Raw genomic sequence first — 20,897 nt, forward strand, 5'->3', positions numbered from 1 at the left:
ACTCCATTCTTGAGCATGCATTCAAATATTGGCGAAAAAAGAGAGCCACCGCGAGCGGTGGCCCGTGTGACCGAACGTCAGTCGAGCGCGTTGAAGGCGTTGGCGACGATCGCCCGCAGGAGCGCCTCGTCGGGATTCGCCTTTCCGACCACCATGAGCCCCTGGCATGTCGCGACCAGCAGCTTGGCACTACCGGTGCAGTCCAGCGAGGCGCGCACCTCGCCTCTGCGCGTCGCGTTCTCCAGCGCGTGGGTCATGCACCGTTCGAGCCGGGCCAGATGGCCGCGCACGACGGCGGCCGCCTCGTCGTCCTCGGCGGCCTTCTCGATCGCCGTGTTGACGAGCAGGCAGCCTTGCCGGCCCTCGGGGCTGAGCAGGTCGCGCACCAGCCCGTCGAAGTAGCCGCGGATCTCGGCCACCGACGCGTCCGAAGCCTCCAACTCGCCCAGCTTCTGGGGGACCACCAGCCTGGAGTAACGCTCCAAGGACTTCAGGAACAGCGCGTGCTTACCGCCCGGGAAGGCGCTGTAGAGGCTGCCGGGCTTCACCCCGGTCGCCTTCACCAGATCCTCGATGGACGTGGCCCGGTACCCACGCTCCCAGAACCGCAGCATGGCCGCGTTCAGGACGGTGTCGGGCTCGAACTCTCGGGGTCTGGGCATGGGACAAACATACATGAGCAATCATTCAAGAACAATCCTTGGCCCCGTGTCAGCGCGTACCGACAGCACCCTCGAACGAGGCCAACCTCGACCCATCTGCTGTTCAGTTGAGGGGGATGTCGTGCCCGGGGCCACGCTCCGCCTCGGGGCGGGGGCCGAAGTAGCGGCGGTCGGTCTCTTTGATGTGTACGTCATTGATGCTGGCCTCGCGGCGACGCATCAGGCCGTTGTCGGCGAACTCCCACAGTTCGTTGCCGTAGGAGCGAAACCATTGCCCCTCGGTGTTTCGCCACTCGTACTGGAAGCGGACGGCCATGCGGTTTCCGCGGAAGCCCCACAGACTCTTGCGCAGGACGTAGTCGAGTTCGCGCTCCCACTTGCCGGTGAGGAACTCGACGATCCTGTCGCGGCCGGTGAGGACCACATCCCGGTTACGCCAGGCGGAATCCTCGGTGTAGGCGAGGGCGACGTGGTGCGGGTCGCGGGTGTTCCAGGTGTCCTCGGCGGCCTGGACCTTGGCCAGGGCACTGTCGAGGTCGAACGGCGGGACGAGCGGGCGTGCGTCGGTCATGGCGGAGCTGTCCTTCATCGCGCGGAGGGTCGGTCGGTCAGCGGCGGGTTGTCGGGAGCTGCGGCGACGGTGTCGGCCTGCAGCGGCAGGAGACGGCCGGCCACCAGATGCTCGGGGCGAAAGTGGACGCGTCGGCCGGTGCGGTCGTCGTCACCGGGAATGCCGGTGCGTGTCCATTCCAGGGCGGCCCGGCCGGACAGGTGCAGCGAGCGTCCGGTGGTGAAGTCGCAGAAGAGCAGCGCGGCCGTCGGGTCGATGGTGAGGTTGCCGAGGGTGTTGAACATGTTGTTGCCCCAGTAGTCGGGCCACCACAGCCGCCCGTCCTCGACCCGGACGAATCCCGACGGCCCGCCGCGGTGCGAGGCGTCGTTGCCGCGTGTGGGGTGGTTGGTGCCGATCAGAAAGGTGTCGGACCGGTTGACCAGGTCGACGTCGTCCGGCGTGAGGCTGCATCCGCGCCGCACCGGCTCGGCACCGCCGGGAGCCGTGACGGGCGCCGCGTGAAGGTGCCGACTCTGGATGTACTGGGGGCAGTTGCCGTACACCTGCTCCACGTCGACGCGCAGCCCGTCACGGCCGACCGCAGACAAGGTTCCGTTGAGCCGCAGGCGTCTGCGGGTGGCGAAGTCGACCACGATCAGCCCGACCGGCTGATCGGCCGCCAGGTGATGGAGCGGGTCGCCCTCGGCCGGCCGGGTTCGCACATCGAGTGCGGTCGGCGAGGCGACCCGGAGGAATCCGGGCGGCCCGGCGAGTGGGGAGATCCACAGTGCGCCGTCGGCGTCGCGGGCGGTGATCGCGGCGAAACTCCTCTCCGTCAGGAACCGGCTCACGCCTCCGCGCAGCTGGGCGGGGGCCAGCATCCCCGTGAGCCGGGCCGCCTCCTGGGCCACGCCCGCCTGGCGCTGCACGGCCATCTCCCCCTCGTGGAAGCCCGCGGGAGTGTTGCGTACCGGATTCGTCATGGCTCTTCCTTCTCTTCCTTCCGCAGCCGTCTGCGATGCGCCGACGTCGGGTGGGCAGAGGATGGGGCTGCCGGCCTGGCCCCTGGCCGGGGGGGCCGGGCCGGCGGGGTCGGCGAGGGTCAGGCCGCGGTACGCAGCGCGACCACGGGCCAGTCGTTGTCGACCTTGGCCAGGATGTTGAAGTAGTTGGTCAGGACGTTCAGGGCCAGGTGGCCGACGACCTCGCCGATCTCCTCGTCGGTGGCGCCCGCGTCCCGCGCGGCCTGCAGGGCGGCGTCGCCGACCTGGCCGCGGCCGCGTGCGACGGCGTCGGAGAGGGTCAGCAACGCCTGGATGTGCGGGTCGGTCGCCTTCGCTTCACGGGCCGCCTCCAGCTCGAGGGCATCGACCTTGGCGAGGTTCGCGCCGATGTAGGTGTGCGCCGACAGGCAGTACTCGCAGCCGTTGTACTCGGCGGTGGCCAGCGCAAGGCGCTCGCGGACCGGAGCGGGAAGCACTCCACCGGAGAGGGCGCCGTTAAGGGCCAGATAGCCCTTGAGCAGGGCGGGGCTGTTGGCCATCACCTTGGTCATGTTCGGCGTCAGTCCGAGGGTCTTCCGCACGTCGGCCAGCAGATCGGCGGCCTTGCCGGTGGCGGTGGCGGGCTCGACGGGGGCGAAACCGGTCATGAGGGCAGCTCTCCTTCAGTCCATCCGGTTCTAACGCTTGACTGCGCCAGCAACCGTTAGAACAACCATGACGCCCGCCGCACGCTTTGTCAACGCTTAGCCCCGCCTTCAACCGTTAGAAGTGCGATAGCCTCGACAGCATGGAGACCAATGCACCGCTGCTGGGCGAGCCGCTGCCCGTGGAGCTGATGAACACCATCTGGGCCGACCGCGACGGTGTGCACGATGCACTGCACGACTCCGACGGCACCCGGACATGGCTGCGCGCCGTCGCCTGCCGGACGGATCTGCTGACTCCGGGCGATCTCGACTCGTTCACCTCGGCCGACCTCGACCGCCTGCGTGGACGGCTGATCGGCCTGCGCGACGCGCTGCGACGACTCGCCGCCGAGGCCACGGAGGATCCCCGCCCGGCAGCGGCGTCCGGCATCCGCGAACTCGACGACGCCGTGACCGTGGTCAACGAGGCCGCCGGCGAGACCCCACGCTGGTCGGCGCTGTCCTGGACAGTCGGCCAAGCGCCCTCACGTCACACCCGCAGCCGCGGACAGGCAGCGTCCGCGGCCGTCTCCGCCATCGCCGAGGAATCCATCACGCTCTTCAGTCAGGACACCCGCCACGAGCTGCGCGCCTGTCTGGCACCCGGGTGCGTTCTCTACTTCCTCAAGAATCACCCCCGCCGCGAGTGGTGCTCCGCGGGTTGCGGCAATCGCGCCCGCTCCGCCCGCCACTACCAGCGCCACCGCCAGTCCACCGACTGACACTCGTGGAGCCCGCCTCACCGCCCCGCCAGGTCCGGCACCGGCTTCCACCCGTGACGTGGACAGGCCGACCGCGTGACGCATCGGACCACAACCACCTACGGGCACCCGGTTGGCGAGCCGGTCCTCCGCCGGCCGATCGAACGCGCCGGCCGGCCCGATCCGTTCGACGGGGCAGCCCGCCTTGCCACCTCGACCGGCGAGCACCTCGGATCGAACGACCTCAACTGCGAGGGTCGGACGGCCGAGGGCATCCTTGCCTGCACCACCGCCTGAGCACGCGTCCGCGAGGCGCCCGCCCCTGAGGTCTCCACAGCGGGCGGGCACCTCGGCCGCCCGGCCACGACCGGATGCATGTTGATTCGGAACCAGTGCGCGCCCGAGGTGTTCTCCCACGTGACCTTTGCTGCCGCAAGGCTGATACTGCCAACAGCGGTACCCCAGCCGGGATCCTTCCGACCGCCCAGCCAACCTGACACCTCATCACCAATGTCGGCATCAAGTCAGCCACACTCGCTCTGACCAGCGAAAGTGCAGGTCATGGACTCGCCTGCTAACCTTTTCTGGAGGTTCCCATGAGGATGTTGATCAACGTCCCGGAGACGGTCGTGGCGGACGCGCTGCGGGGCCTGGCGGCGGCTCATCCCGAGCTGACCGTCGATGTCGAGAACCGGGTGATCGTGCGCCGGGACGCCCCCGTGGCCGGCCAGGTCGCGCTGATCTCGGGCGGCGGGTCGGGGCACGAGCCGCTGCACGGCGGCTTCGTGGGCCACGGGATGCTGTCGGCCGCCTGTCCGGGTGAGGTCTTCACCTCGCCCGTCCCGGACCAGATGGCGAGGGCCGCGGCGGCCGTGGACAGCGGCGCGGGTGTGCTTTTCGTCGTCAAGAACTACACCGGTGACGTGCTGAACTTCGACATGGCGGCGGAGCTGGCCGAGGACGAGGGCGTGCAGGTCGCGAAGGTGCTGGTCAACGACGACGTGGCGGTCACCGACAGCCTGTACACGGCGGGGCGGCGCGGTACCGGCGCCACGCTGTTCGTCGAGAAGATCGCGGGCGCGGCCGCGGCCGAGGGGCAGCCGCTGGAGCGGGTCGAGTCCATCGCCCGCCAGGTCAACGAGAACTCCCGCAGCTTCGGCGTCGCCCTGAGTCCGTGCACCACTCCGGCGAAGGGCACCCCGACGTTCGACCTTCCGCCCGGAGAGCTGGAGTTGGGCATCGGCATCCATGGTGAGCCGGGCCGGGAGCGGCGGGCGATGATGACCTCGGGTGAGATCGCCGACTTCGCGGTGCACGCGATCCTGGAGGACATGCCCCCGCGTGATCCGGTGCTTCTCCTGGTCAACGGCATGGGCGCCACCCCGCTCCTGGAGCTCTACGGCTTCAACGCCGAGGTGCGGCGGGTGCTCGGCGAGCGTGGTGTGAGCGTGGCTCGCACGCTGGTCGGCAACTACGTCACGTCCCTCGACATGGCGGGCGCCTCGATCACCCTGTGCCAGATCGACGAGGAGCTGCTGCGGCTGTGGGACGCGCCGGTGCGGACGCCCGCCCTGCGCTGGGGGATGTGACACGGCGGCCCAGGCGATCAACACCCTCACCACGCCCTCTACCACGCAAGGAGATCCAGTGCTCGACGCCGACTTCTTCCGCCGCTGGATGGTGGCGACCGCCGTGTCCGTCGACCGCGAGGCGGATCGGCTCACCGCCCTCGACTCGCCCATCGGGGACGCCGACCACGGCAGCAATCTCCAGCGCGGGTTCACAGCCGTGGCGGCCGCGCTGGAGAAGGAGGTCCCGGCCACTCCGGGCGACGTCCTGACGCTGTCCGGGCGCCTGCTGATCTCGACGGTCGGGGGCGCGGCCGGTCCGCTGTACGGGACCCTGCTGCGGCGCACGGGCAAGTCACTCGGGGACGCCGCCGAGGTCAGCCGGGAGCAGCTGGCACAGGCGCTGCGGTCGGGCGTGGAGGGGGTGATGGCGCTCGGCGGCGCGGCACCCGGCGACAAGACCATGCTGGACGCCCTGGTACCTGCGGTGGAAGCGCTCGGTGAGGGGTTCGGCGCGGCCCGGGCGGCGGCCGAGGAGGGCGCCGTGGCGACGACCCCGCTCCAGGCCCGCAAGGGCCGGGCGAGTTACCTGGGCGAGCGCAGCATCGGGCATCAGGACCCGGGCGCCACCAGTTCCGCGCTTCTGATCGCCGCGCTGGTGGAGGCGGGCGGTGAGTGACGCGAAGCTGGTCGGGATCGTGCTGGTGTCGCACAGCGCCGAGGTGGCCGCGTCCGTCGCGGAGCTGGCCAGAGGGCTCGCGGGCGGTGCGACGGCGGTGCCCGTCGCGACGGCGGGCGGCACCGAGGGCGGCGGCCTCGGCACCAGCGCCGAGCTGATCTCCGCGGCGGCCGCCACCGTGGACCGGGGCGCCGGCGTCGCGGTGCTGACCGATCTGGGCAGCGCGGTGCTCACGGTGAAGGCGCTGATCGCGGAGGGCGGTGAACTTCCGGACGGTGCGCGCCTGGTGGACGCCCCGTTCGTGGAGGGCGCGGTGGCCGCGGTGGTGACGGCGGCCACCGGGGCGGAACTCGACGCGGTGGTGGCGGCGGCCACGGAGGCCTACTCGTACCGGAAGGTCTGACCCCGGCCGGGGAGCGGAGGGCGTCAGCCGCCGCGGATGAACCGCGCGGCCAGCCGTTCCCCGGCCGCCACGGCCGCCTCGTGACTCTCGATGGGGTTCACCCTGGAGTCCTTGAAGACGATGTAGGTGACACCGGAGGGCGTCCCGCCGCTGCTCGGATCGGGGTCGATGCCGAGGGCGCGCGCCGCGGCGTAGGAGGCCTCGCCGATGATGGCGCGCGGGCCGGTGTCCCCCACGACGGCGTACCGCACCTGGTCGCGGTAGACGACGGCGGCGACCGAGCCGCCCTGAATGCCCTGGTCGCGGGGGTTCCAGATGCCGCTCGGGGCCGGAACCACGATGTACGGCAGTCGTTCCGCGTTGAGGAAGCGGCCGTCGGACTGCTGGAAGGCGGTGGCCGACGAGCGGCTGGGGTCGGCCTCGCGGTTGCAGTGGGCACCGGGCCGGCCGTCGCAGTCGACGTCCATGTCGGCCTTCCAGAAGACCGCGTCGTGGGTGCCGCAGACCTGGACGGAGGCGGCGGACCACTCGTCGGTGCGGTAGCGGCCGTGGGAGACGGGGGTGCACGCGCGCACCCGGTCGAGGAGGTCGGCGGCGCGGACGCCCTCCTCGGCCGGCACCGTCGGTTCCGGGCGGGGACCCACGGACACGGAGGCGAGCAGCGCGCTCGGGGCGAGCAGGGCGGCACCGGCCGCCGCGAGTGTCAGTGGCGGGAGGGGCACGTCGCCGGACCTCTCCCTGGGTAAATCACGGTTGACGGCCCGTCAACGGGAGTCGGGGGCCGGGGCCCTGGCCCGGGGTCGGCCCAGGGCGCCCCGGCCGCCCGCGTCGGCGCGGGAGCAGCGACGACAGCGTTCCGCGCCGCAGGAACGAACTCCCTCTCGTTTCCCGGGAGTTCGGACAAGGGGAATCTCAGCATACGTAACCTTCCCGAGCCACCGTCAACGCGGCCTGCCGCTTGCCGCTGTCACACCGACGGAGTCATATTGGTCCGGACTTTTGCTGTCCTGATCATCATGCCGTCCTAGGGGACGCGGATACGTGCGACGCGTTGCGTTGCCCCGTTCGGGCCCGCCACGGCCCCGTGCGTCCACCGGACGGCGCAGTCCGTCACCCGGCCGGTCCGTGTCCGCATGCGGGCGGCGCCGGGTGCACGTTGGCTTCCCCTGAGGCAGCACGGGCGTTTTCCGACCCTCGGCGGCGCATCGGACGTACCGCCAACCGTGCCGCCGGAGGTCAGACCATGCGCACTACTCGAATCGTCCTTCGCTCCGGCCTGACCGTGGCGGCCGCCGCCGTGCTTGCTACCGGGCTCGCCGGGCCGTCCGTCGCGGCCTCGGGCATCTCCGTGAGCACCATCGGGAACACGGTGTCGGTCACCACCAGTGCCTGCAAGCAGAACAACGGCAGTGGCAGCTGGGGCACCGCGTCCCTACTGGGAGGCAGCTCCCAGGGCCGTCAGGCCAACCTCACCGGTACGACCGTCAGCCAGTCGGCCGCCTTCAGCAGTGTCGGCCCCGGCACGTACAACGTCGTGGTGGTCTGCTCGAACGGCAGCACGGCGGGCTCCCAGTCCGTCGTCGTCTCCGCCGCGGGCGCCCCGACCAAGGGCGCCGTCCCACCGAACCAGCCGGCTCAGCCGAACCAGCCGGCTCAGCCGAACCAGCCGGTCCAGCCCGCCCAGCCGAATCAGCCCGCCCAGCCCAATCAGCCCGCCGCGCCCAAGGGCGTGATGGGCGGACTGGGCGGTGCCGCCCGTGACTACGGCCCGCTCACCCTCGGCGTGGGCGCGGCTCTGGTGGGCAGCGCCGTCATCGCCGGGGGCTGGTTCCTGCGGCGTCGCTCACGGCCGTTCCGGCTCTGAGGGCCGGGCGGGCGGCTGGGCGAGCGGCTGTGCGGGGCCGTCGTCCGGCAGCTCGTCCAGTTCCTTCACCGCGTGGGCGAGCCACTGGGTCCAGAAAGTCTCCAGGTCGATGCCGGCCCGCAGGACGAGATGACGCAGCCGGTCCTGTGGGCCGTCCTTGCCCGCCGGGAAGTCGCGCCGCTCGATCTCCTCGTATTCGGCGAGTTGGCGCCCGTGCAGTTCGAGGTGGCGGCGCAGATCGTCGGCGAGTCCCGCCGTGCCGACGACCGCGGCCGCCCGGAGCCGCAGCAGCAGTACGTCCCGCTGCGGCTTCGGGTCCTGTGACGCGGCGGTCCAGCGGGCCAGTTCGGCGCGGCCCGCGGGCAGTACCTCGTACCGTTTCTTCTGCCCGCGGGCCGGCAGCTCGGCCGGGAGCGCCCGGATGTGCCCCTCGGCCTCCAGCCGGCTCAGCTCGCGATAGATCTGCTGGTGCGTGGCCGACCAGAAGTAGCCGATCGACCGGTCGAAGCGGCGCGTCAGCTCCAGCCCCGACGACGGTTTCTCCAGCAGGGCGGTGAGGATCGCGTGCGGGAGTGACATGGCCTCATCCTAGGGAACCCGGTTTCCAGGGATCTGTTACAGCGCCGCCGCCAGCTCGGTGCCCTGCTTGATGGCGCGCTTGGCGTCCAGTTCGGCCGCGACGTCGGCACCGCCGATCAGGTGCGCGCTGCACCCGGCGGCGACCAGCGCCTCGTACAGGTCCCGGCGCGGCTCCTGTCCGGTGCACAGGACGACGGTGTCGACCTCCAGGACCGTGCTCTCCTCGCCGACCGTGACGTGCAGGCCCGCGTCGTCGATACGGTCGTAGCGCACGCCCGGGACCATGGTGACGCCGCGGTGCTTGAGTTCGTTGCGGTGGATCCAGCCGGTGGTCTTGCCGAGGCCGGCACCGACCTTGGTGGTCTTGCGCTGGAGCAGGTGGACGGTGCGGGGCGATGCGGTGCGGCGCGGGGCCGTGAGGCCGCCGGGGGCCTGGTAGTCCATGTCGACGCCCCAGTTGCGGAAGTACGTCGCCGGGTCCTCGCTCGCCTTGTCACCGCCGTCGGTGAGGTACTCGGCCACGTCGAAGCCGATGCCGCCCGCGCCGAGGATCGCGACCCGGTCTCCGACGGGGGCACCGTCGCGCAGCACGTCGAGGTAGCCGAGGACGCGGGGGTGGTCGACGCCGGGGATGTCGGGGGTGCGCGGGGTGACGCCGGTGGCGACGACGACCTCGTCGTAGCCGGTGAGGTCGTCGGCGGTGACCCAGGCGCCGAGCCGTACGTCCACGCCGTGCGCGGCGAGCTGGTGGCGGAAGTAGCGCAGCGTCTCGTCGAACTCCTGCTTGCCGGGGACCTTGCGGGCCACGTTGAGCTGGCCGCCGATCTCACTCGCCGCGTCGAACAGGGTCACCGCGTGGCCGCGTTCGGCCGCGCTGACCGCGCAGGCGAGGCCGGCCGGACCGGCGCCGACGACGGCGACGTTCTTGCGCAGCCGGGTCGGGGAGAGCACCAGCTCGGTCTCGTGGCAGGCGCGCGGGTTCACCAGGCAGGAGGTGATCTGCAGGCTGAAGGTGTGGTCGAGGCAGGCCTGGTTGCAGCCGATGCAGGTGTTGATGGCCTCGGGCCTGCCCTCGGCCGCCTTGTTGACGAAGTCGGGGTCGGCGAGCATCGGACGGGCCATGGACACCATGTCCGCGCGGCCCTCGGCGAGGATCTCCTCGGCCAGTTCGGGGGTGTTGATGCGGTTGGTGGTCACCAGCGGCACCGACACCTCGCCCATCAGCCGCTTGGTGACCCAGGTGTAGGCACCGCGCGGGACGGAGGTGGCGATGGTGGGGATGCGGGCCTCGTGCCAGCCGATGCCGGTGTTGATGATCGTCGCTCCGGCCGCCTCGACGGCCTTGGCGAGGGTGACGACCTCGTCCAGCGTGGAACCGCCGGGGACCAGGTCCAGCATGGACAGCCGGTAGATGATGATGAAGTCCTCGCCGACGGCTTCGCGCACCCGGCGGACGATCTCGACGGGGAAGCGCATGCGGTTCTCGTAGGAGCCGCCCCAGCGGTCCGTGCGCCGGTTGGTCTGCGCGGCGATGAACTCGTTGATCAGATAGCCCTCGGAGCCCATGATCTCCACGCCGTCGTAACCGGCCTGCCGGGCGAGGCGGGCGGCGCGGGCGAAGTCGTCGATGGTCCGCTCGATGTCGGCGTCGGTCAGCTCACGCGGCTGGAACGGGCTGATCGGGGCCTGGAGCGGGCTCGGGGCCACCAGGTCCTCGTGGTAGGCGTACCGGCCGAAGTGCAGGATCTGCATCGCGATCCTGCCACCCTCGCGGTGCACCGCGGCGGTGATCTCCTTGTGCTGCTCGGCCTCCGCCTCGGTGGTGAGCTTCGCCCCTCCCGGGTACGGGCGCGCCTCGTCGTTGGGCGCGATGCCGCCAGTGACGATCAGACCCACTCCCCCGCGCGCACGGGCGGCGTAGAACTCCGCCATCCGCTCGAACCCGCGCTCGGCCTCTTCCAGGCCTACGTGCATGGAGCCCATGAGCACACGGTTGGGCAGGGTGGTGAAGCCGAGGTCGAGGGGGCTCAGCAGGTGGGGGAATCGGCTCATTGGGGGGTCGCCTCCGTACGCGGTGTCGTCGTCTCTGTTGTAGAGGACGACCCCAAGGTTTTGCAACTAGTTGCATAAGCCTCCGGAGGTGAGCCCGGCCACTCCGGTGACCGGGCGGTAAGGCGGGAGCCGGCTCACCGGCTTTCGAGCAGGACGTGCAGCTCCTTCTCCTGGTCGCCCGAGGTCGAGGCGAGGTCACGTACCCCGAAGAGGGAGTCGAGCGTCGTGCGAAGGCGGTCGATCGCCCAGTAGCCGCCGTGCGCGTCGGCCTCGACGGTGGACGACAGGTGCACCGGGGACGCGCACTCGTGGGCGTCCGTGACCTCGAACGTGCCGAGCCACACCATGGGGCGCGTCTCGTGGAGCTGCTGCGGCACGTCCTCGGCGCACCGGTCCGACTCGAAGCACGTGCACAGGGCGTCGAACACGATCCGGGCGTCTTCCTTGCTGCATCCGCTGATCGCGACGGAAACGGACTCGTCGTGCGTTCGCTGACCGGTCATCGTGATCCCTCCTCTCGTGGCGGCGGTGTCACACCACCCAGAAAACCACCACTTTCCGGACACGTCACCATGGGTCGCGGCGCCGGCGACAATGCGGCGGGTAGTGGTAAGGGTCATATCCGTGACTGACCGCGCTCTGCCGACTTCGCCGTACGGCCACCGTCTTGTTGCGGGATGGTGGAAACAGTCGTCCGCGGCGTCGGAGATTCGGTGTGAGCGCGGTAGAACAAGGGGAGTCGGCGGGGGACGGCCTGCCGTGCGGTCGGTCGAAGGCGGTGCGTGGAATGAGTCCAGCCGAGGCTCCTGTGATCCAGGGGGACGAGCCGGTACGTCCCAGCGGGCTGCTCGACGTGCTGGGCGTGGCGTCGGTGGTCCTGGACTCCGAGGGGCGCATCGTGCTGTGGAGCCCGCAGGCGGAGGAGCTGTTCGGCTACCCGGCCGGAGAGGCGCTGGGCGAGTACGCCGCCCGGCTGATGGTGCACGAACAGCACGTCCACCTGGTCGGCAAGCTGTTCGCCGACGTGATGCGCACCGGTCAGAGCTGGGCCGGGGCGTTTCCCGTCCGGACCAGGGACGGCGGCACGCGTCTGGTGGAGTTCCGGAACATGCGGCTGCTGGACGACCGGGGCAAGGTGTACGCGCTGGGGCTCGCGGCCGACCGCTCGACGGTGCACCGCCTCGAACAGGATGTGGCGCTGACGGAGCGGATGGTGGAGCAGTCGCCCATCGGACTCGCGGTGCTGGACACCGAGCTGCGGTACGTGTCCGTCAACCCGGCCCTGGCGAAGATCAACGGCGTCGCGGCCGAGGAGCACGTGGGGCGGACCGTTCGCGAACTGCTCCCGCTGATGGACGCCGACACCCTGGAGAGTGCGGCTCGCCGGGTCCTGGAGACCGGCGTGCCGCTCGTGGACGCGTCGACGGTCGGCAGAACCCCGGCGGACCCAGACGAGGAGCACGCCTGGACGGTGTCGCTCTACCGGCTGGAGGACGCCCTCGGAAAAGTGCTCGGCGTGGCCGCGTCGGTCGTGGACGTCACCGAGCAGTACCGGGCCGGGATCGAGGCCGAGACCGCACGGCGCCGCCTCGCGGTCATCGCGGACGCCTCCACCCGGATCGGCACCACCCTGGAGCTGGACCGCACCGCCTGCGAGCTCGCCGACGTCGCCGTCCCCGAGCTCGCCGACATCGCCGCCGTACACCTGCTCGACTCCGTGGTGGAGGGCCGCCCCAGCACCCTCGACCCGGCCGAGCCGGCGGTGCTGCGCACCCTGGCCCTGCGTGCGGAGACCGGCGAGGAAGCCCTGCGGGCGGCCGACCCGGCCGGACGGCCCGCCCGGTACGCTCCCGACCGCCTGATCACCGAGTGCGTACGCGGCGCGAGCCCGGTGCTGGTGCCGCTGGTGAAGGACGAGCACCTGCCGCGGATCGCCCGTTCCCCGGAGGCCGCCGAACTGCTGGCCCGGGCAGGGGTCCACTCCTATCTGGCAGTGCCGCTGATCGCCCGGGGCGAGGTGCTCGGCGCCCTCGACCTCAAACGCGCCGCCAACCCGCAGCCCTTCGACGAGGACGACCTGCTGCTCGCCCGTGAGCTGGCCGCCCGCGCGGCGGTGCAGATCGACAACGCACGCTGGTACCAGAACGCCCGCAACACCGCCCTCACCCTCCAGCGCAGCCTGCTGCCCGTGCATCCGCGTCTCACGAACGGACTCGAGGTCGCCTCCCGCTACCAGCCCGCGGGCGCCACCACCGAGGTCGGCGGCGACTGGTTCGACGTGATCCCGCTGGACGGCGGCAGAACGGCGCTCGTCGTGGGCGACGTGATGGGCAGTGGCATCAACGCGGCCGCCACCATGGGCCGGCTGCGCACCGCGACGAACACACTGGCCTCGCTGGGCCTCGATCCCGCGCTGCTCCTGGAACATCTCGACAAGACCACCTCGGAGCTGGACCACTCCATCGCTACCTGCCTGTACGCCGTCCACGACCCCCATCTGCGCCAGTGCCGGATCGCCAACGCCGGGCATCTGCCTCCGGTGCGGATCCGTCCCGGTCACCCGCCGGAGCTGCTCGACCTGCCCACGGGGGTGCCGCTGGGTGTGGGCGGGGTCGCCTTCAGTACCACCACCGTCGACTTCGCCCCCGGCGACGAACTGGTCCTGTACACCGACGGTCTGGTCGAGACGCGCAGCGACTCGCTCGACGACCGCCTCGACTTCCTCCTTTCCCTGCTGGACGACCCGGCCCGGCCGTTGGAGGAGACCTGCGACCTGCTGCTGCGGACCCTGCACCACCCCGACAACCACGACGACGTGGCGGTGCTGGTCGCGCGGGCGCAGGAGCTGACCTGACACACAGCTGTTCGTTACCGAGGTCTTATCGGCCTCCTCGCACAATCACAGGGAGGCATGGGCACAGGATGCCGCGTGTCGTGGCCGATGGGAGTGAGCTGTCATGCCCGAACCGCCGACACCGACCTGTCCGCAGAACCGGGAACCGGGTTCGCCGCCACGCCGACGGTGGCGTGGGGTGGCCGTCGGGGCCGCGTTCGTGGCGCTGGCGCTCGGCGGCACCGCCGCCTACGCGGCCGGCTCGCACGGGCCGGCCTCCGGTGCCGTACCGGTGGCCATGAGTTCCTCCTCGTCCGCATCGCCGTCGCCGGACCACGGTCAGGGGCGCGGTCACGGGTTCTTCGGCCTCCGCGGCCTCGACGGGCACGGCGAGGCGACCGTCAAGGACCGGGACACCGGCAAGTGGGTCGTACGGGTCTGGCAGCGGGGCACCGTCGAGAAGGTGGACGGCGACCAGGTCACCGTGGCGAGCGGCGACGGCGCCAAGTGGACCTGGACGGTGGGCCCGGACACCAAGGTGCGCGGCAAGGAGAGCAACGAGAGCTCCGACGCCCTGAAGAAGGGCGACACGGCCCTGCTGGCCGGCACCCGAACCGCCGACGGCACCCGAACCGCGAAGTTCGCCGCCGCCGGCGCGTTCGACCGCGCCGGCGGCCACCACCGCGACGGCCGGGGCTGCTCCCCGGACCACGCGCCCTCCCCGAAACCGTCGGACAGCGGCGCGACCACCTGACCGGGGGCACGGCTCAGGAGCTCAGCCTCTGACGCCTATCACCACCGTGGTGCCCAACTCCTCGGACACCGCGAGGCGTGTGGCCAGTCCGGCCGCGGTGAAGGCGGCCGCGGCCGCCGGGGCCTGGCGTTCGCTCGTCTCGGACAGGAGGCAGCCACCGGGGGCGAGCCAGTGCGGCGCGCCGGCGGTCACACGGCGCAGGATGTCGAGGCCGTCGGTGCCGCCGTCCAGGGCGACGAGGGGCTCGTGTTCGCGGGCCTCCGTGGGCAGGAGGGCCACCTCGCCGGTGGGTACGTACGGCACGTTCGCCGCGAGGATGCCGACCCGGCCGCGCAGGTCGCCCGGGAGCGCGTCGTACAGGTCGCCGGTGTGGACGTGACCGCCGTGGGTGTCGAGGTTGCGGCGGGCGCAGCGCACCGCGACCGGGTCGACGTCGGCGGCATGCAGCTCGACCGGGCCGAGGACGGTGGCCAGTGCCGCGCCGACCGCGCCGGAGCCGCAGCACAGGTCCACGACGACGGACGCGTCGGGCGCCTGGGCGAGGGCCTGGTCGACCAGGAACTCGGTACGGCGGCGGGGTACGAAGACCCCGGGCTCGACGAGGACGCGCAGTCCGTGGAACTCGGCCCAGCCGAGGACGTGTTCGAGAGGCAGTCCGACGACGCGCCGCTCCACCATCGTGGTGGCCTCGTCCGGTGTGCGGGCCGTGGCGAGGATCAGTTCGGCCTCGTCCTCGGCGAAGACGCACCCGGCGGCGCGCAGGGCGGAGACGACGGTGGTGGGGGACAACAGGGGCATGAGAGGCGAGAGCCTTTCGGGGACCAGGGGCCGAAGGGTGCTCTCGTGGTCGCCTACGACCGGTGGCCCACAGGGCTCTGAGGAGGGAGCACCCCAGCTGACACAGCGGTAATGGGTCCCACCTCCTCGGTGGCTCGTGGCCGGGACGGTCCGCGGCCGGACCGTCACACTACCTCAACGGTCAGACGCCGACCGTCTCTTCGACCTCCTCCTCCACGGCCGCGGGCACTGCCGCGGGCAGCGGCTCGGGCACGGCGACGGCCGGGGTGGACGTCCTGGCGCGCTCGTGCGCCGCCGCGATCCCGGTGAGGGCGAGACCGACCACCAGCCACACCACCAGCGTCCACACGTCGCCGGCCATGCCGTCGCGGCCGAAGTACAGCAGGCTGCGGACTCCCTCGACGAATCCCGCGCCGTTCCAGAAGGCGTGCAGGGACCCGAAGAAGCCGTTCTGCAGCTCGGGCCGGAACAGACCGCCGGAGCTGGTGAAGTTGAGCATCACGAAGAGCACCATCATGACGAGGGTGGTCCAGCGCTTCAGGAAGGTGTGCAGACCGACGCCGATGAAGAGGATGCCCGCGGAGTACAGCGAGGCCATTCCCCACAGCCGGGCGAGTTCGTGGTGCGCGAGGTGGAAGACGGGACCGGCGAGCAGCGTGCCGATGCCGCCCACGACGATCGCGACGCCGAGTGCCAGCGCGGCCCGCACCCGCATCGGCAGTGCGGCGCCCGCGGCTCCGAGTGCGGCGACCGAGGCGTACGAGCCGATGCTCACGGCGATCAGCAGGAAGAAGAGTCCCTGCCCGGTGGGGTCGTCGGAGACCGGCGGGGCCACGTCGGTGACCTTCAGCGGGGCGCCCTCCTCGGCCGCGACCGAGGTGAAGACCTTCTCGGCGGCGGTGGCGCCCGTGTCGGACGCGGCGGTGGCGACCAGCAGTTCCGGTGCCTTCCGGTCCGGCACGTAGGCGCCGGTGACGTCCCGCGCCCTGAGCAGGTCGGCGGCCTGGGAACGGGTGGCGACCGTGCGGACGTCGAGGCGGTCCCCTCCGCTGTCCTTGACCGTCTGGGCGAACACCTTCGCCTGAGGTGTGGAGCCGACGACGGCGACGGACAGGTGGTGCGGCTCGGGCGTCACGAAGGCTCCCATGTACGCGAGTCCCATGCCCAGGCACATCAGCAGGGGGGTGATCAGATGGGTGATCACATGGCGGAGCTCCGGTGACTTCATCGACGCGACCTCCAATAGTTGGCTTATACAACTCTCAGGCAAGATGTAATATACAACCAGATCGTCGGAGGAGGCATTCCCGTGACCGCAGCGGAGAGGGCCGTCGAGACCATTCAGCGCGAGATGACGGCCTTCGCCCGCCGTGCCCGCGCCTCGGCGGGACGCATGCACCCGGAGCTGTCCCTGGTGTCGTACACGCTGCTCGGGCACCTGGAGGAGAGCGGCGGCTGCCGGGCCGCCGACCTGGCCGCGCACTACGCCCTGGACAAGTCCACGGTCAGCCGCCAGGTGGCCGCGCTGGAGCGGACCGCTCTCGTCGAGCGCCGCACCGATCCGGCGGACCACCGTGTGCAGGTGCTGCATCCGACGCAGGCCGGACGGGACATCCTCGCCCAGGTCACCGAGAGCCGCCGGGCCGCCTTCCGGGAGCGGCTCGCCGACTGGCCGGAGGAGGATCTCCAGCGCTTCGCCCGGTATCTGGAGCGGTACAACGCGGAGCCGCCCCGGGCCGACCGGAACGGCTGAGCGGTCCGGTCAGTCGCTCGGCGGCAGCGCCCCGACGAACGCGGTCTCACGGCGCAGCCGGAAGCCGAGCGACTCGTAGAGCCGGATGGCGTTGGAATTGGCCGCCCCGGTGTGCAGGAACGGGGTCTCACCGCGTTCGCGGATGCCGTACGCGACCGCGCGGATCAGCCTGGCCGCCAGGCCTTGGCCGCGGAAGGCGGGGTCGGTGCAGACCGCGCTGATCTCGGTCCAGCCCGGCGGGTGCAGCCGCTCCCCCGCCATCGCGATCAGGGCGCCCTCGCGGCGGATGCCCAGATAGGTGCCCATCTCGATGGTGCGGGGCAGGAACGGCCCCGGCTGGGTACGGGCGACCAGGTCGAGCATCTCGGGCACGTCGGAGCGGCCGAGAAGGATCGCCTCCGCGTCCGGGGCGGCCGACATCCCGTCGTCCACCATCTGGACGCCCGCGACGCGGAAGGTGATCTTCCAGCCGGCCGGTACCCGTCCGCGGTAACCGAGCAGCGGAACCTCGTTGCCCGGCCCGGCCAGGGCGACGAGGTCCGCCCAGTCGTCCGCGTCGGGCTCGGCGGGCAGGCCCTGCCAGGGGGTCACGTCGACCGGATAGCGCAGCACCCGGCCGCGCCGCTCGGCGAAGTGCGCATGCGGACCGGTCAGCGCTGCCAGGGCGGGGTTGTCGAGGACGTGCGGGGCTCGGCCGCCCGCAGAGCCGCCCAGGTCAAGCCCACCACGAACCTCGCGCATGTGTTCCCTCATTCTCGTCGCGTTCCGCCATCAGGAGTATCCCGGACCGGTGGACCCCGGTGGATCACCAGGGGTGTCGCGCACCGCCGCGGGGTCGCCCCGAGACCGGGCCGGGGTCCTGCGCGAAGGGCGACGCCGCCGTGAACAAGTGGTCCACGAGGTGAGCGAGCTACGCCGTACGGGGTACGACACGGGTGAGGACACTCGGGCTCCGGACTCCGGTACGGCGGGGAGGTCGACATGCGAACCCGGGTTCGCGGCTGGCACTGGCGGGACAACCCGCTGCGGCGCCGGTCGGACGTCGTGGAGGGGTGGATCGCGCTGGCCGTCGCCGTCCTGCTGCTGGTGGGTACGCCCCTGGCCGGCGCCCTGGCCGGGTTGTGGGCGCACGACGAGGGCCGGACGGCCGCCACGGCGCAACGCCAGGACCGGCACCGCGTCCACGCCCGGGTGCTCGGCGCCGAGCCCGGCCAGCTGCCCGTGGTGCAGGGCGGCCGGGAGCACGCCTTCCGGGCGTGGGTGCGCTGGACCGAACCGGGCGAGGGGACGCGCACGGCCGTGACCCGCATCCCGGCGGGCACGCACCCGGGGGACATGGTGGACGTGTGGTTCGACTCCGCGGGACGCGGGGTCGCGGCGCCGCCCAACGAGGTGTCGGTGTGGCAGCACACCGTCGCGGTCGGCCTGTGCGCGGCCGGTTCGGCCGCGGTCGTGACCCTCGTCGGCCACGGGCTGCTGCGCCGTGTCTCGCTGCGCCGCCGGATGTCCGAGTGGGAGCGGGACTGGTCGCGCACCGGCCCGGAGTGGACTCGGCGCAGAGCATGACGCTCATGGGTCGCACCGCACACACGACACCCATGTGTCACACCGCACGCATGACACGCACGTGCCAGGACACACGGGTGCCCAGGACGCACGCGTGCCACCACGTACGCGTGTCTGGCAGGTCGCGCGGCGGTCCGCATACGGTGTGACCGCCCGCACGGCCACATCCCGAAGGCGGTTGCCGATGGCTCGGTTCGATCTCCCCCTCGCCGCGCTGCGCGAGTACCGCGGCGAGTCCGTGGAGCCCGAGGACTTCGACGCCTTCTGGTCGAAGACCCTCCAGGAGGCCCGCGAGCACGATCTGGCCGCCCGTTTCGAGCCGGTCGACGCGGGACTGTCCACGGTGCGGGTGTACGACGTGACCTTCGCGGGGTTCGGCGGTCACCCGGTGCGCGGCTGGCTGCTGCTGCCCGCCGGGGCGGCGGAACCACTGCCGCTGGTGGTGGAGTTCGTGGGCTACGGCGGGGGACGCGGCCTGCCGCACGAGCACCTGCTGTGGGCGTCGACGGGCCGGGCGCACTTCGTGATGGACACCCGCGGCCAGGGCAGCGCCGGGAGCGGCGGGGGCGGCACCGCGGACCCGGTGGGCAGCGCCCCCGCTTATCCCGGGTTCATGACACGGGGCATCGACGCACCCGAGAACTACTACTACCGGCGGGTGTTCACGGACGCGGTACGGGCGGTGGAGGCGGCTCGCTCGCATCCGCTGACGGACGCGTCCCGGACCGTCGCCCTCGGTTCGAGCCAGGGCGGCGGCATCACCCTGGCCGTGGGCGCACTGGTGCCCGACCTGCTGGCGGTCGCGCCGAACGTGCCGTTCCTGTGCGACTTCCCGCGCGCCACGACCCTGACGGACCGTCTCCCCTACCGGGAGGTGGGCCTCTACCTCCAGACCCACCGCCGCCGTTACCCCGAGGTGCTGCGCACGCTCTCCTACTTCGACGGCGTCCACTTCGCGGCCCGCGGCCGGGCCCCGGCGCTGTTCTCGACGGCGCTGGAGGACCAGACGTGCCCGCCGTCGACGGTGTTCGCCGCGTTCAACGCCTGGGCGCACGAAGACAAGGCGATCGAGGTGTACGACTTCAACGACCACGAGGGCGGCGGCCCCTTCCACGAGGCCGAGCAACTGCGCTGGCTGCGGTCGTACGCCTGAGACGGGCCGCGGGCGTGCCCGGCGGCCCCTACGGCAGCCGTCGCGCCACGACCAGCCGACCGCGGGGGCTTCCGTCGTCGCGCCGGCCGAACTCCGGCAGGGTGTGCAGACCGACCGCGAACCCGGCGCGCTCCAACTGCTCCAGCACGGTCCCGAAGCGGAACGTCCGGTAGTACATGACGAACGGCGGCCGCCACACCGCGTTGCGCACCCGCATGACAGTGTCGAAGCCGAGCAGAACCCAGAATCCGGGCCGTGAGGGGCGCGGCGGGGCGAACACCGGGAACGCGAAGCGGCCGCCGGGCCTGAGGACCGAGCGGACCCCGGCGAACAGGCCCGGAAGTTCACGGGGCAGGAAGTGACCGAAGGCGCCGAAGCTCACCACAAGGTCGAAGGCGGACGCGAACGGCAGGGCGCGGGCGTCCCCGCGCACCCAGACGACCCGCGGCCCCGTGGGTCCGGGCCGCCGCCGGGCCACGTCGAGCATGCCCGCGCTGAAGTCGACGCCCGTGACACTCTCGCGGCACACACGCGCCAGTACGTCCGTCCCGGCGCCGGTGCCGCAGCACAGGTCGAGCCCGTCCTCGAAGGGGCCGAGCCGGGCCAGCGCCGTGGCGACGGACTCCAGCACCGGTTCCGGGGTGCGGAACGGGGTGTGGTCGAACTCGGGCGCCAGCAGGTCGTAGCCGTGCTCGACGGACGACAGCGCCTGCACGGCGAGTTCACGCAGGCTCGGGCCTTCGGGGCGGAACATCCGGCCAGACTAGTGCCCCGGCGGGCAGCCACACCCGGAGGGAAAGCGCTCCGGTGTGGACACACCGGCGGCCGCGGCCTATCGTCGTCGCCACCTACTCAACTAATTGACTATGAGGTGAGCGGATGCGCGCGTTCCGCGAGGCGGTCGAGGCCCGCGACCTGGACGCCGTCGAGGCCCTGCTGGCCCCGGATGTCGTCTTCACCAGCCCGGTCGCGTTCAAGCCGTACCGCGGCAAGGCGATCACGGCGGCGATCCTGCGCGGGGTCATGCGGGTGTTCGAGGACTTCCGCTACGAGCGTGAGCTCGCCGGTGCCGACGGCCGGGACCACGCGCTGGTGTTCACGACCAGGGTGAGCGGCCGGGAGATCGGCGGCTGCGACTTCCTGCACGTGGACGAGAACGGCCTGATCGACGAGTTCACGGTGATGGTGCGCCCGCTGTCCGGGGCACAGGCGCTGTCCGAGGCCATGGCCGCCCAGTTCGACCGGATCGCGACGGAGGCGCAGCAGGCGGAGGCACCGTCCGCCTGAGC

24 protein-coding genes are annotated in these 20,897 nt (G+C 71.7%); 12 read left to right on the forward strand and 12 right to left on the reverse strand.

Going from position 1 to position 20,897, the window contains the following annotated elements; all coding sequences use genetic code 11:
- Positions 1-77 precede the first annotated feature (77 nt).
- From ACIPK3_RS28420 to ACIPK3_RS28435, 4 genes are all read right to left on the reverse strand, one after another.
- A complete protein-coding gene (locus tag ACIPK3_RS28420) occupies positions 78-662 on the reverse strand; it encodes a TetR/AcrR family transcriptional regulator (RefSeq protein ID WP_402574156.1) in 585 nt (194 codons plus the stop codon).
- 103 nt (positions 663-765) lie between these two features.
- On the reverse strand, positions 766-1,233 hold the full coding sequence (locus ACIPK3_RS28425; RefSeq protein WP_402574158.1) for a nuclear transport factor 2 family protein: 468 nt from the start codon (positions 1,231-1,233) through the stop codon (positions 766-768).
- 14 nt (positions 1,234-1,247) lie between these two features.
- Positions 1,248-2,198, reverse strand: coding sequence for a pyridoxamine 5'-phosphate oxidase family protein (locus ACIPK3_RS28430; protein ID WP_402574159.1), 951 nt, complete (start codon positions 2,196-2,198; stop codon positions 1,248-1,250).
- Between the two features lie 119 nt (positions 2,199-2,317).
- The gene (locus ACIPK3_RS28435; protein WP_402574161.1) at positions 2,318-2,866 is read right to left on the reverse strand and encodes a carboxymuconolactone decarboxylase family protein; all 549 of its coding nucleotides are present in this window, start codon (positions 2,864-2,866) and stop codon (positions 2,318-2,320) included.
- A gap of 140 nt (positions 2,867-3,006) precedes the next feature.
- Here ACIPK3_RS28435 and ACIPK3_RS28440 point away from each other — a divergent pair, with 140 nt between their 5' ends.
- The 5 genes from ACIPK3_RS28440 (at position 3,007) to ACIPK3_RS28460 (ending at position 6,256) form a co-directional block, all read left to right on the forward strand.
- Positions 3,007-3,627 carry a CGNR zinc finger domain-containing protein gene (locus ACIPK3_RS28440; protein WP_402574163.1) on the forward strand — a complete coding sequence of 207 codons (621 nt, stop codon included), beginning with the start codon at positions 3,007-3,009 and terminating at the stop codon, positions 3,625-3,627.
- Positions 3,628-3,702: 75 nt separating this feature from the next.
- The gene (locus ACIPK3_RS28445) at positions 3,703-3,903 is read left to right on the forward strand and encodes a hypothetical protein (RefSeq protein ID WP_402574165.1); all 201 of its coding nucleotides are present in this window, start codon (positions 3,703-3,705) and stop codon (positions 3,901-3,903) included.
- 299 nt (positions 3,904-4,202) lie between these two features.
- Entirely contained in the window at positions 4,203-5,195 is a 993-nt protein-coding gene (gene dhaK / locus ACIPK3_RS28450; RefSeq protein WP_402574167.1) for a dihydroxyacetone kinase subunit DhaK, read from the forward strand.
- A 58-nt stretch (positions 5,196-5,253) separates the two neighbouring features.
- Positions 5,254-5,853: a dihydroxyacetone kinase subunit DhaL gene (gene dhaL / locus ACIPK3_RS28455; RefSeq protein WP_402574169.1), complete on the forward strand. Its 600-nt coding sequence runs from the start codon at positions 5,254-5,256 to the stop codon at positions 5,851-5,853.
- On the forward strand, positions 5,846-6,256 hold the full coding sequence (locus ACIPK3_RS28460; protein WP_402574171.1) for a PTS-dependent dihydroxyacetone kinase phosphotransferase subunit DhaM: 411 nt from the start codon (positions 5,846-5,848) through the stop codon (positions 6,254-6,256). The genes dhaL and ACIPK3_RS28460 overlap by 8 nt, the downstream gene beginning before the upstream one ends.
- Before the next feature lie 23 nt (positions 6,257-6,279).
- On the opposite strand, the gene ACIPK3_RS28465 is transcribed toward ACIPK3_RS28460, so the two are convergent.
- Complete coding sequence (locus ACIPK3_RS28465; protein ID WP_402574173.1) at positions 6,280-6,978, reverse strand: glycoside hydrolase family 75 protein; 699 nt, start codon at positions 6,976-6,978, stop codon at positions 6,280-6,282.
- A gap of 521 nt (positions 6,979-7,499) precedes the next feature.
- Here ACIPK3_RS28465 and ACIPK3_RS28470 point away from each other — a divergent pair.
- On the forward strand, positions 7,500-8,120 hold the full coding sequence (locus ACIPK3_RS28470; RefSeq protein WP_402574175.1) for a hypothetical protein: 621 nt from the start codon (positions 7,500-7,502) through the stop codon (positions 8,118-8,120).
- Here the strand turns inward: ACIPK3_RS28470 and ACIPK3_RS28475 are convergent.
- The 3 genes from ACIPK3_RS28475 to ACIPK3_RS28485 all read right to left on the reverse strand — a co-directional run bounded on the left by ACIPK3_RS28475 (position 8,100) and on the right by ACIPK3_RS28485 (position 11,254).
- A complete protein-coding gene (locus ACIPK3_RS28475; RefSeq protein ID WP_402574177.1) occupies positions 8,100-8,699 on the reverse strand; it encodes a PadR family transcriptional regulator in 600 nt (199 codons plus the stop codon). The two genes, ACIPK3_RS28470 and ACIPK3_RS28475, sit on opposite strands and share 21 nt — an antisense overlap.
- 36 nt (positions 8,700-8,735) lie before the next feature.
- Entirely contained in the window at positions 8,736-10,751 is a 2,016-nt protein-coding gene (locus ACIPK3_RS28480; RefSeq protein WP_402574179.1) for an FAD-dependent oxidoreductase, read from the reverse strand.
- 134 nt (positions 10,752-10,885) lie between these two features.
- The gene (locus ACIPK3_RS28485) at positions 10,886-11,254 is read right to left on the reverse strand and encodes a hypothetical protein (RefSeq protein WP_402574180.1); all 369 of its coding nucleotides are present in this window, start codon (positions 11,252-11,254) and stop codon (positions 10,886-10,888) included.
- Positions 11,255-11,538: 284 nt separating this feature from the next.
- Here ACIPK3_RS28485 and ACIPK3_RS28490 point away from each other — a divergent pair, with 284 nt between their 5' ends.
- Complete coding sequence (locus ACIPK3_RS28490; RefSeq protein ID WP_402574182.1) at positions 11,539-13,605, forward strand: SpoIIE family protein phosphatase; 2,067 nt, start codon at positions 11,539-11,541, stop codon at positions 13,603-13,605.
- A 178-nt stretch (positions 13,606-13,783) separates the two neighbouring features.
- Positions 13,784-14,338, forward strand: coding sequence for a hypothetical protein (locus ACIPK3_RS28495; RefSeq protein ID WP_402574184.1), 555 nt, complete (start codon positions 13,784-13,786; stop codon positions 14,336-14,338).
- A gap of 21 nt (positions 14,339-14,359) precedes the next feature.
- Here ACIPK3_RS28495 and ACIPK3_RS28500 read toward each other — a convergent pair whose 3' ends face one another.
- A complete protein-coding gene (locus tag ACIPK3_RS28500; RefSeq protein ID WP_402574186.1) occupies positions 14,360-15,136 on the reverse strand; it encodes a putative protein N(5)-glutamine methyltransferase in 777 nt (258 codons plus the stop codon).
- 181 nt (positions 15,137-15,317) lie between these two features.
- On the reverse strand, positions 15,318-16,364 hold the full coding sequence (locus ACIPK3_RS28505) for a hypothetical protein (protein ID WP_402574188.1): 1,047 nt from the start codon (positions 16,362-16,364) through the stop codon (positions 15,318-15,320).
- A 123-nt stretch (positions 16,365-16,487) separates the two neighbouring features.
- Here ACIPK3_RS28505 and ACIPK3_RS28510 point away from each other — a divergent pair, with 123 nt between their 5' ends.
- Positions 16,488-16,889 carry a MarR family winged helix-turn-helix transcriptional regulator gene (locus ACIPK3_RS28510; RefSeq protein ID WP_402574363.1) on the forward strand — a complete coding sequence of 134 codons (402 nt, stop codon included), beginning with the start codon at positions 16,488-16,490 and terminating at the stop codon, positions 16,887-16,889.
- Positions 16,890-16,898: 9 nt separating this feature from the next.
- On the opposite strand, the gene ACIPK3_RS28515 is transcribed toward ACIPK3_RS28510, so the two are convergent.
- Complete coding sequence (locus ACIPK3_RS28515; RefSeq protein ID WP_402574190.1) at positions 16,899-17,630, reverse strand: GNAT family N-acetyltransferase; 732 nt, start codon at positions 17,628-17,630, stop codon at positions 16,899-16,901.
- A 240-nt stretch (positions 17,631-17,870) separates the two neighbouring features.
- Between ACIPK3_RS28515 and ACIPK3_RS28520 the strand changes: the two genes are divergently transcribed.
- Together ACIPK3_RS28520 and ACIPK3_RS28525 are read left to right on the forward strand one after the other, a co-directional pair.
- Entirely contained in the window at positions 17,871-18,455 is a 585-nt protein-coding gene (locus ACIPK3_RS28520) for a hypothetical protein (RefSeq protein ID WP_402574192.1), read from the forward strand.
- A 184-nt stretch (positions 18,456-18,639) separates the two neighbouring features.
- The gene (locus ACIPK3_RS28525; protein ID WP_402574193.1) at positions 18,640-19,608 is read left to right on the forward strand and encodes an acetylxylan esterase; all 969 of its coding nucleotides are present in this window, start codon (positions 18,640-18,642) and stop codon (positions 19,606-19,608) included.
- Positions 19,609-19,636: 28 nt separating this feature from the next.
- On the opposite strand, the gene ACIPK3_RS28530 is transcribed toward ACIPK3_RS28525, so the two are convergent.
- Positions 19,637-20,362, reverse strand: a complete 726-nt coding sequence (locus ACIPK3_RS28530; protein ID WP_402574195.1) for a class I SAM-dependent methyltransferase — start codon at positions 20,360-20,362, stop codon at positions 19,637-19,639.
- A 125-nt stretch (positions 20,363-20,487) separates the two neighbouring features.
- Here ACIPK3_RS28530 and ACIPK3_RS28535 point away from each other — a divergent pair, with 125 nt between their 5' ends.
- Complete coding sequence (locus ACIPK3_RS28535) at positions 20,488-20,895, forward strand: nuclear transport factor 2 family protein (RefSeq protein ID WP_402574197.1); 408 nt, start codon at positions 20,488-20,490, stop codon at positions 20,893-20,895.
- Positions 20,896-20,897 lie beyond the last annotated feature (2 nt).

Origin of the sequence: Streptomyces sp. NPDC086787, from assembly GCF_044745865.1 — a bacterium.
In the GTDB taxonomy this organism is placed as follows: Bacteria; Actinomycetota; Actinomycetes; order Streptomycetales; family Streptomycetaceae; genus Streptomyces.

What these genes read in the sequence shown, in the direction of transcription:
- ACIPK3_RS28420 (WP_402574156.1), bottom strand. Translation starts at nt 662, where the DNA reads ATGCCCAGACCCCGAGAGTTCGAGCCCGACACCGTCCTGAACGCGGCC.
- ACIPK3_RS28425 (WP_402574158.1), bottom strand. Translation starts at nt 1,233, where the DNA reads ATGACCGACGCACGCCCGCTCGTCCCGCCGTTCGACCTCGACAGTGCC.
- ACIPK3_RS28430 (WP_402574159.1), bottom strand. Translation starts at nt 2,198, where the DNA reads ATGACGAATCCGGTACGCAACACTCCCGCGGGCTTCCACGAGGGGGAG.
- ACIPK3_RS28435 (WP_402574161.1), bottom strand. Translation starts at nt 2,866, where the DNA reads ATGACCGGTTTCGCCCCCGTCGAGCCCGCCACCGCCACCGGCAAGGCC.
- ACIPK3_RS28440 (WP_402574163.1), top strand. Translation starts at nt 3,007, where the DNA reads ATGGAGACCAATGCACCGCTGCTGGGCGAGCCGCTGCCCGTGGAGCTG.
- dhaK (WP_402574167.1), top strand. Translation starts at nt 4,203, where the DNA reads ATGAGGATGTTGATCAACGTCCCGGAGACGGTCGTGGCGGACGCGCTG.
- ACIPK3_RS28470 (WP_402574175.1), top strand. Translation starts at nt 7,500, where the DNA reads ATGCGCACTACTCGAATCGTCCTTCGCTCCGGCCTGACCGTGGCGGCC.
- ACIPK3_RS28475 (WP_402574177.1), bottom strand. Translation starts at nt 8,699, where the DNA reads ATGTCACTCCCGCACGCGATCCTCACCGCCCTGCTGGAGAAACCGTCG.
- ACIPK3_RS28480 (WP_402574179.1), bottom strand. Translation starts at nt 10,751, where the DNA reads ATGAGCCGATTCCCCCACCTGCTGAGCCCCCTCGACCTCGGCTTCACC.
- ACIPK3_RS28485 (WP_402574180.1), bottom strand. Translation starts at nt 11,254, where the DNA reads ATGACCGGTCAGCGAACGCACGACGAGTCCGTTTCCGTCGCGATCAGC.
- ACIPK3_RS28490 (WP_402574182.1), top strand. Translation starts at nt 11,539, where the DNA reads ATGAGTCCAGCCGAGGCTCCTGTGATCCAGGGGGACGAGCCGGTACGT.
- ACIPK3_RS28500 (WP_402574186.1), bottom strand. Translation starts at nt 15,136, where the DNA reads ATGCCCCTGTTGTCCCCCACCACCGTCGTCTCCGCCCTGCGCGCCGCC.
- ACIPK3_RS28505 (WP_402574188.1), bottom strand. Translation starts at nt 16,364, where the DNA reads ATGAAGTCACCGGAGCTCCGCCATGTGATCACCCATCTGATCACCCCC.
- ACIPK3_RS28510 (WP_402574363.1), top strand. Translation starts at nt 16,488, where the DNA reads ATGACGGCCTTCGCCCGCCGTGCCCGCGCCTCGGCGGGACGCATGCAC.
- ACIPK3_RS28515 (WP_402574190.1), bottom strand. Translation starts at nt 17,630, where the DNA reads ATGCGCGAGGTTCGTGGTGGGCTTGACCTGGGCGGCTCTGCGGGCGGC.
- ACIPK3_RS28520 (WP_402574192.1), top strand. Translation starts at nt 17,871, where the DNA reads ATGCGAACCCGGGTTCGCGGCTGGCACTGGCGGGACAACCCGCTGCGG.
- ACIPK3_RS28525 (WP_402574193.1), top strand. Translation starts at nt 18,640, where the DNA reads ATGGCTCGGTTCGATCTCCCCCTCGCCGCGCTGCGCGAGTACCGCGGC.
- ACIPK3_RS28530 (WP_402574195.1), bottom strand. Translation starts at nt 20,362, where the DNA reads ATGTTCCGCCCCGAAGGCCCGAGCCTGCGTGAACTCGCCGTGCAGGCG.
- ACIPK3_RS28535 (WP_402574197.1), top strand. Translation starts at nt 20,488, where the DNA reads ATGCGCGCGTTCCGCGAGGCGGTCGAGGCCCGCGACCTGGACGCCGTC.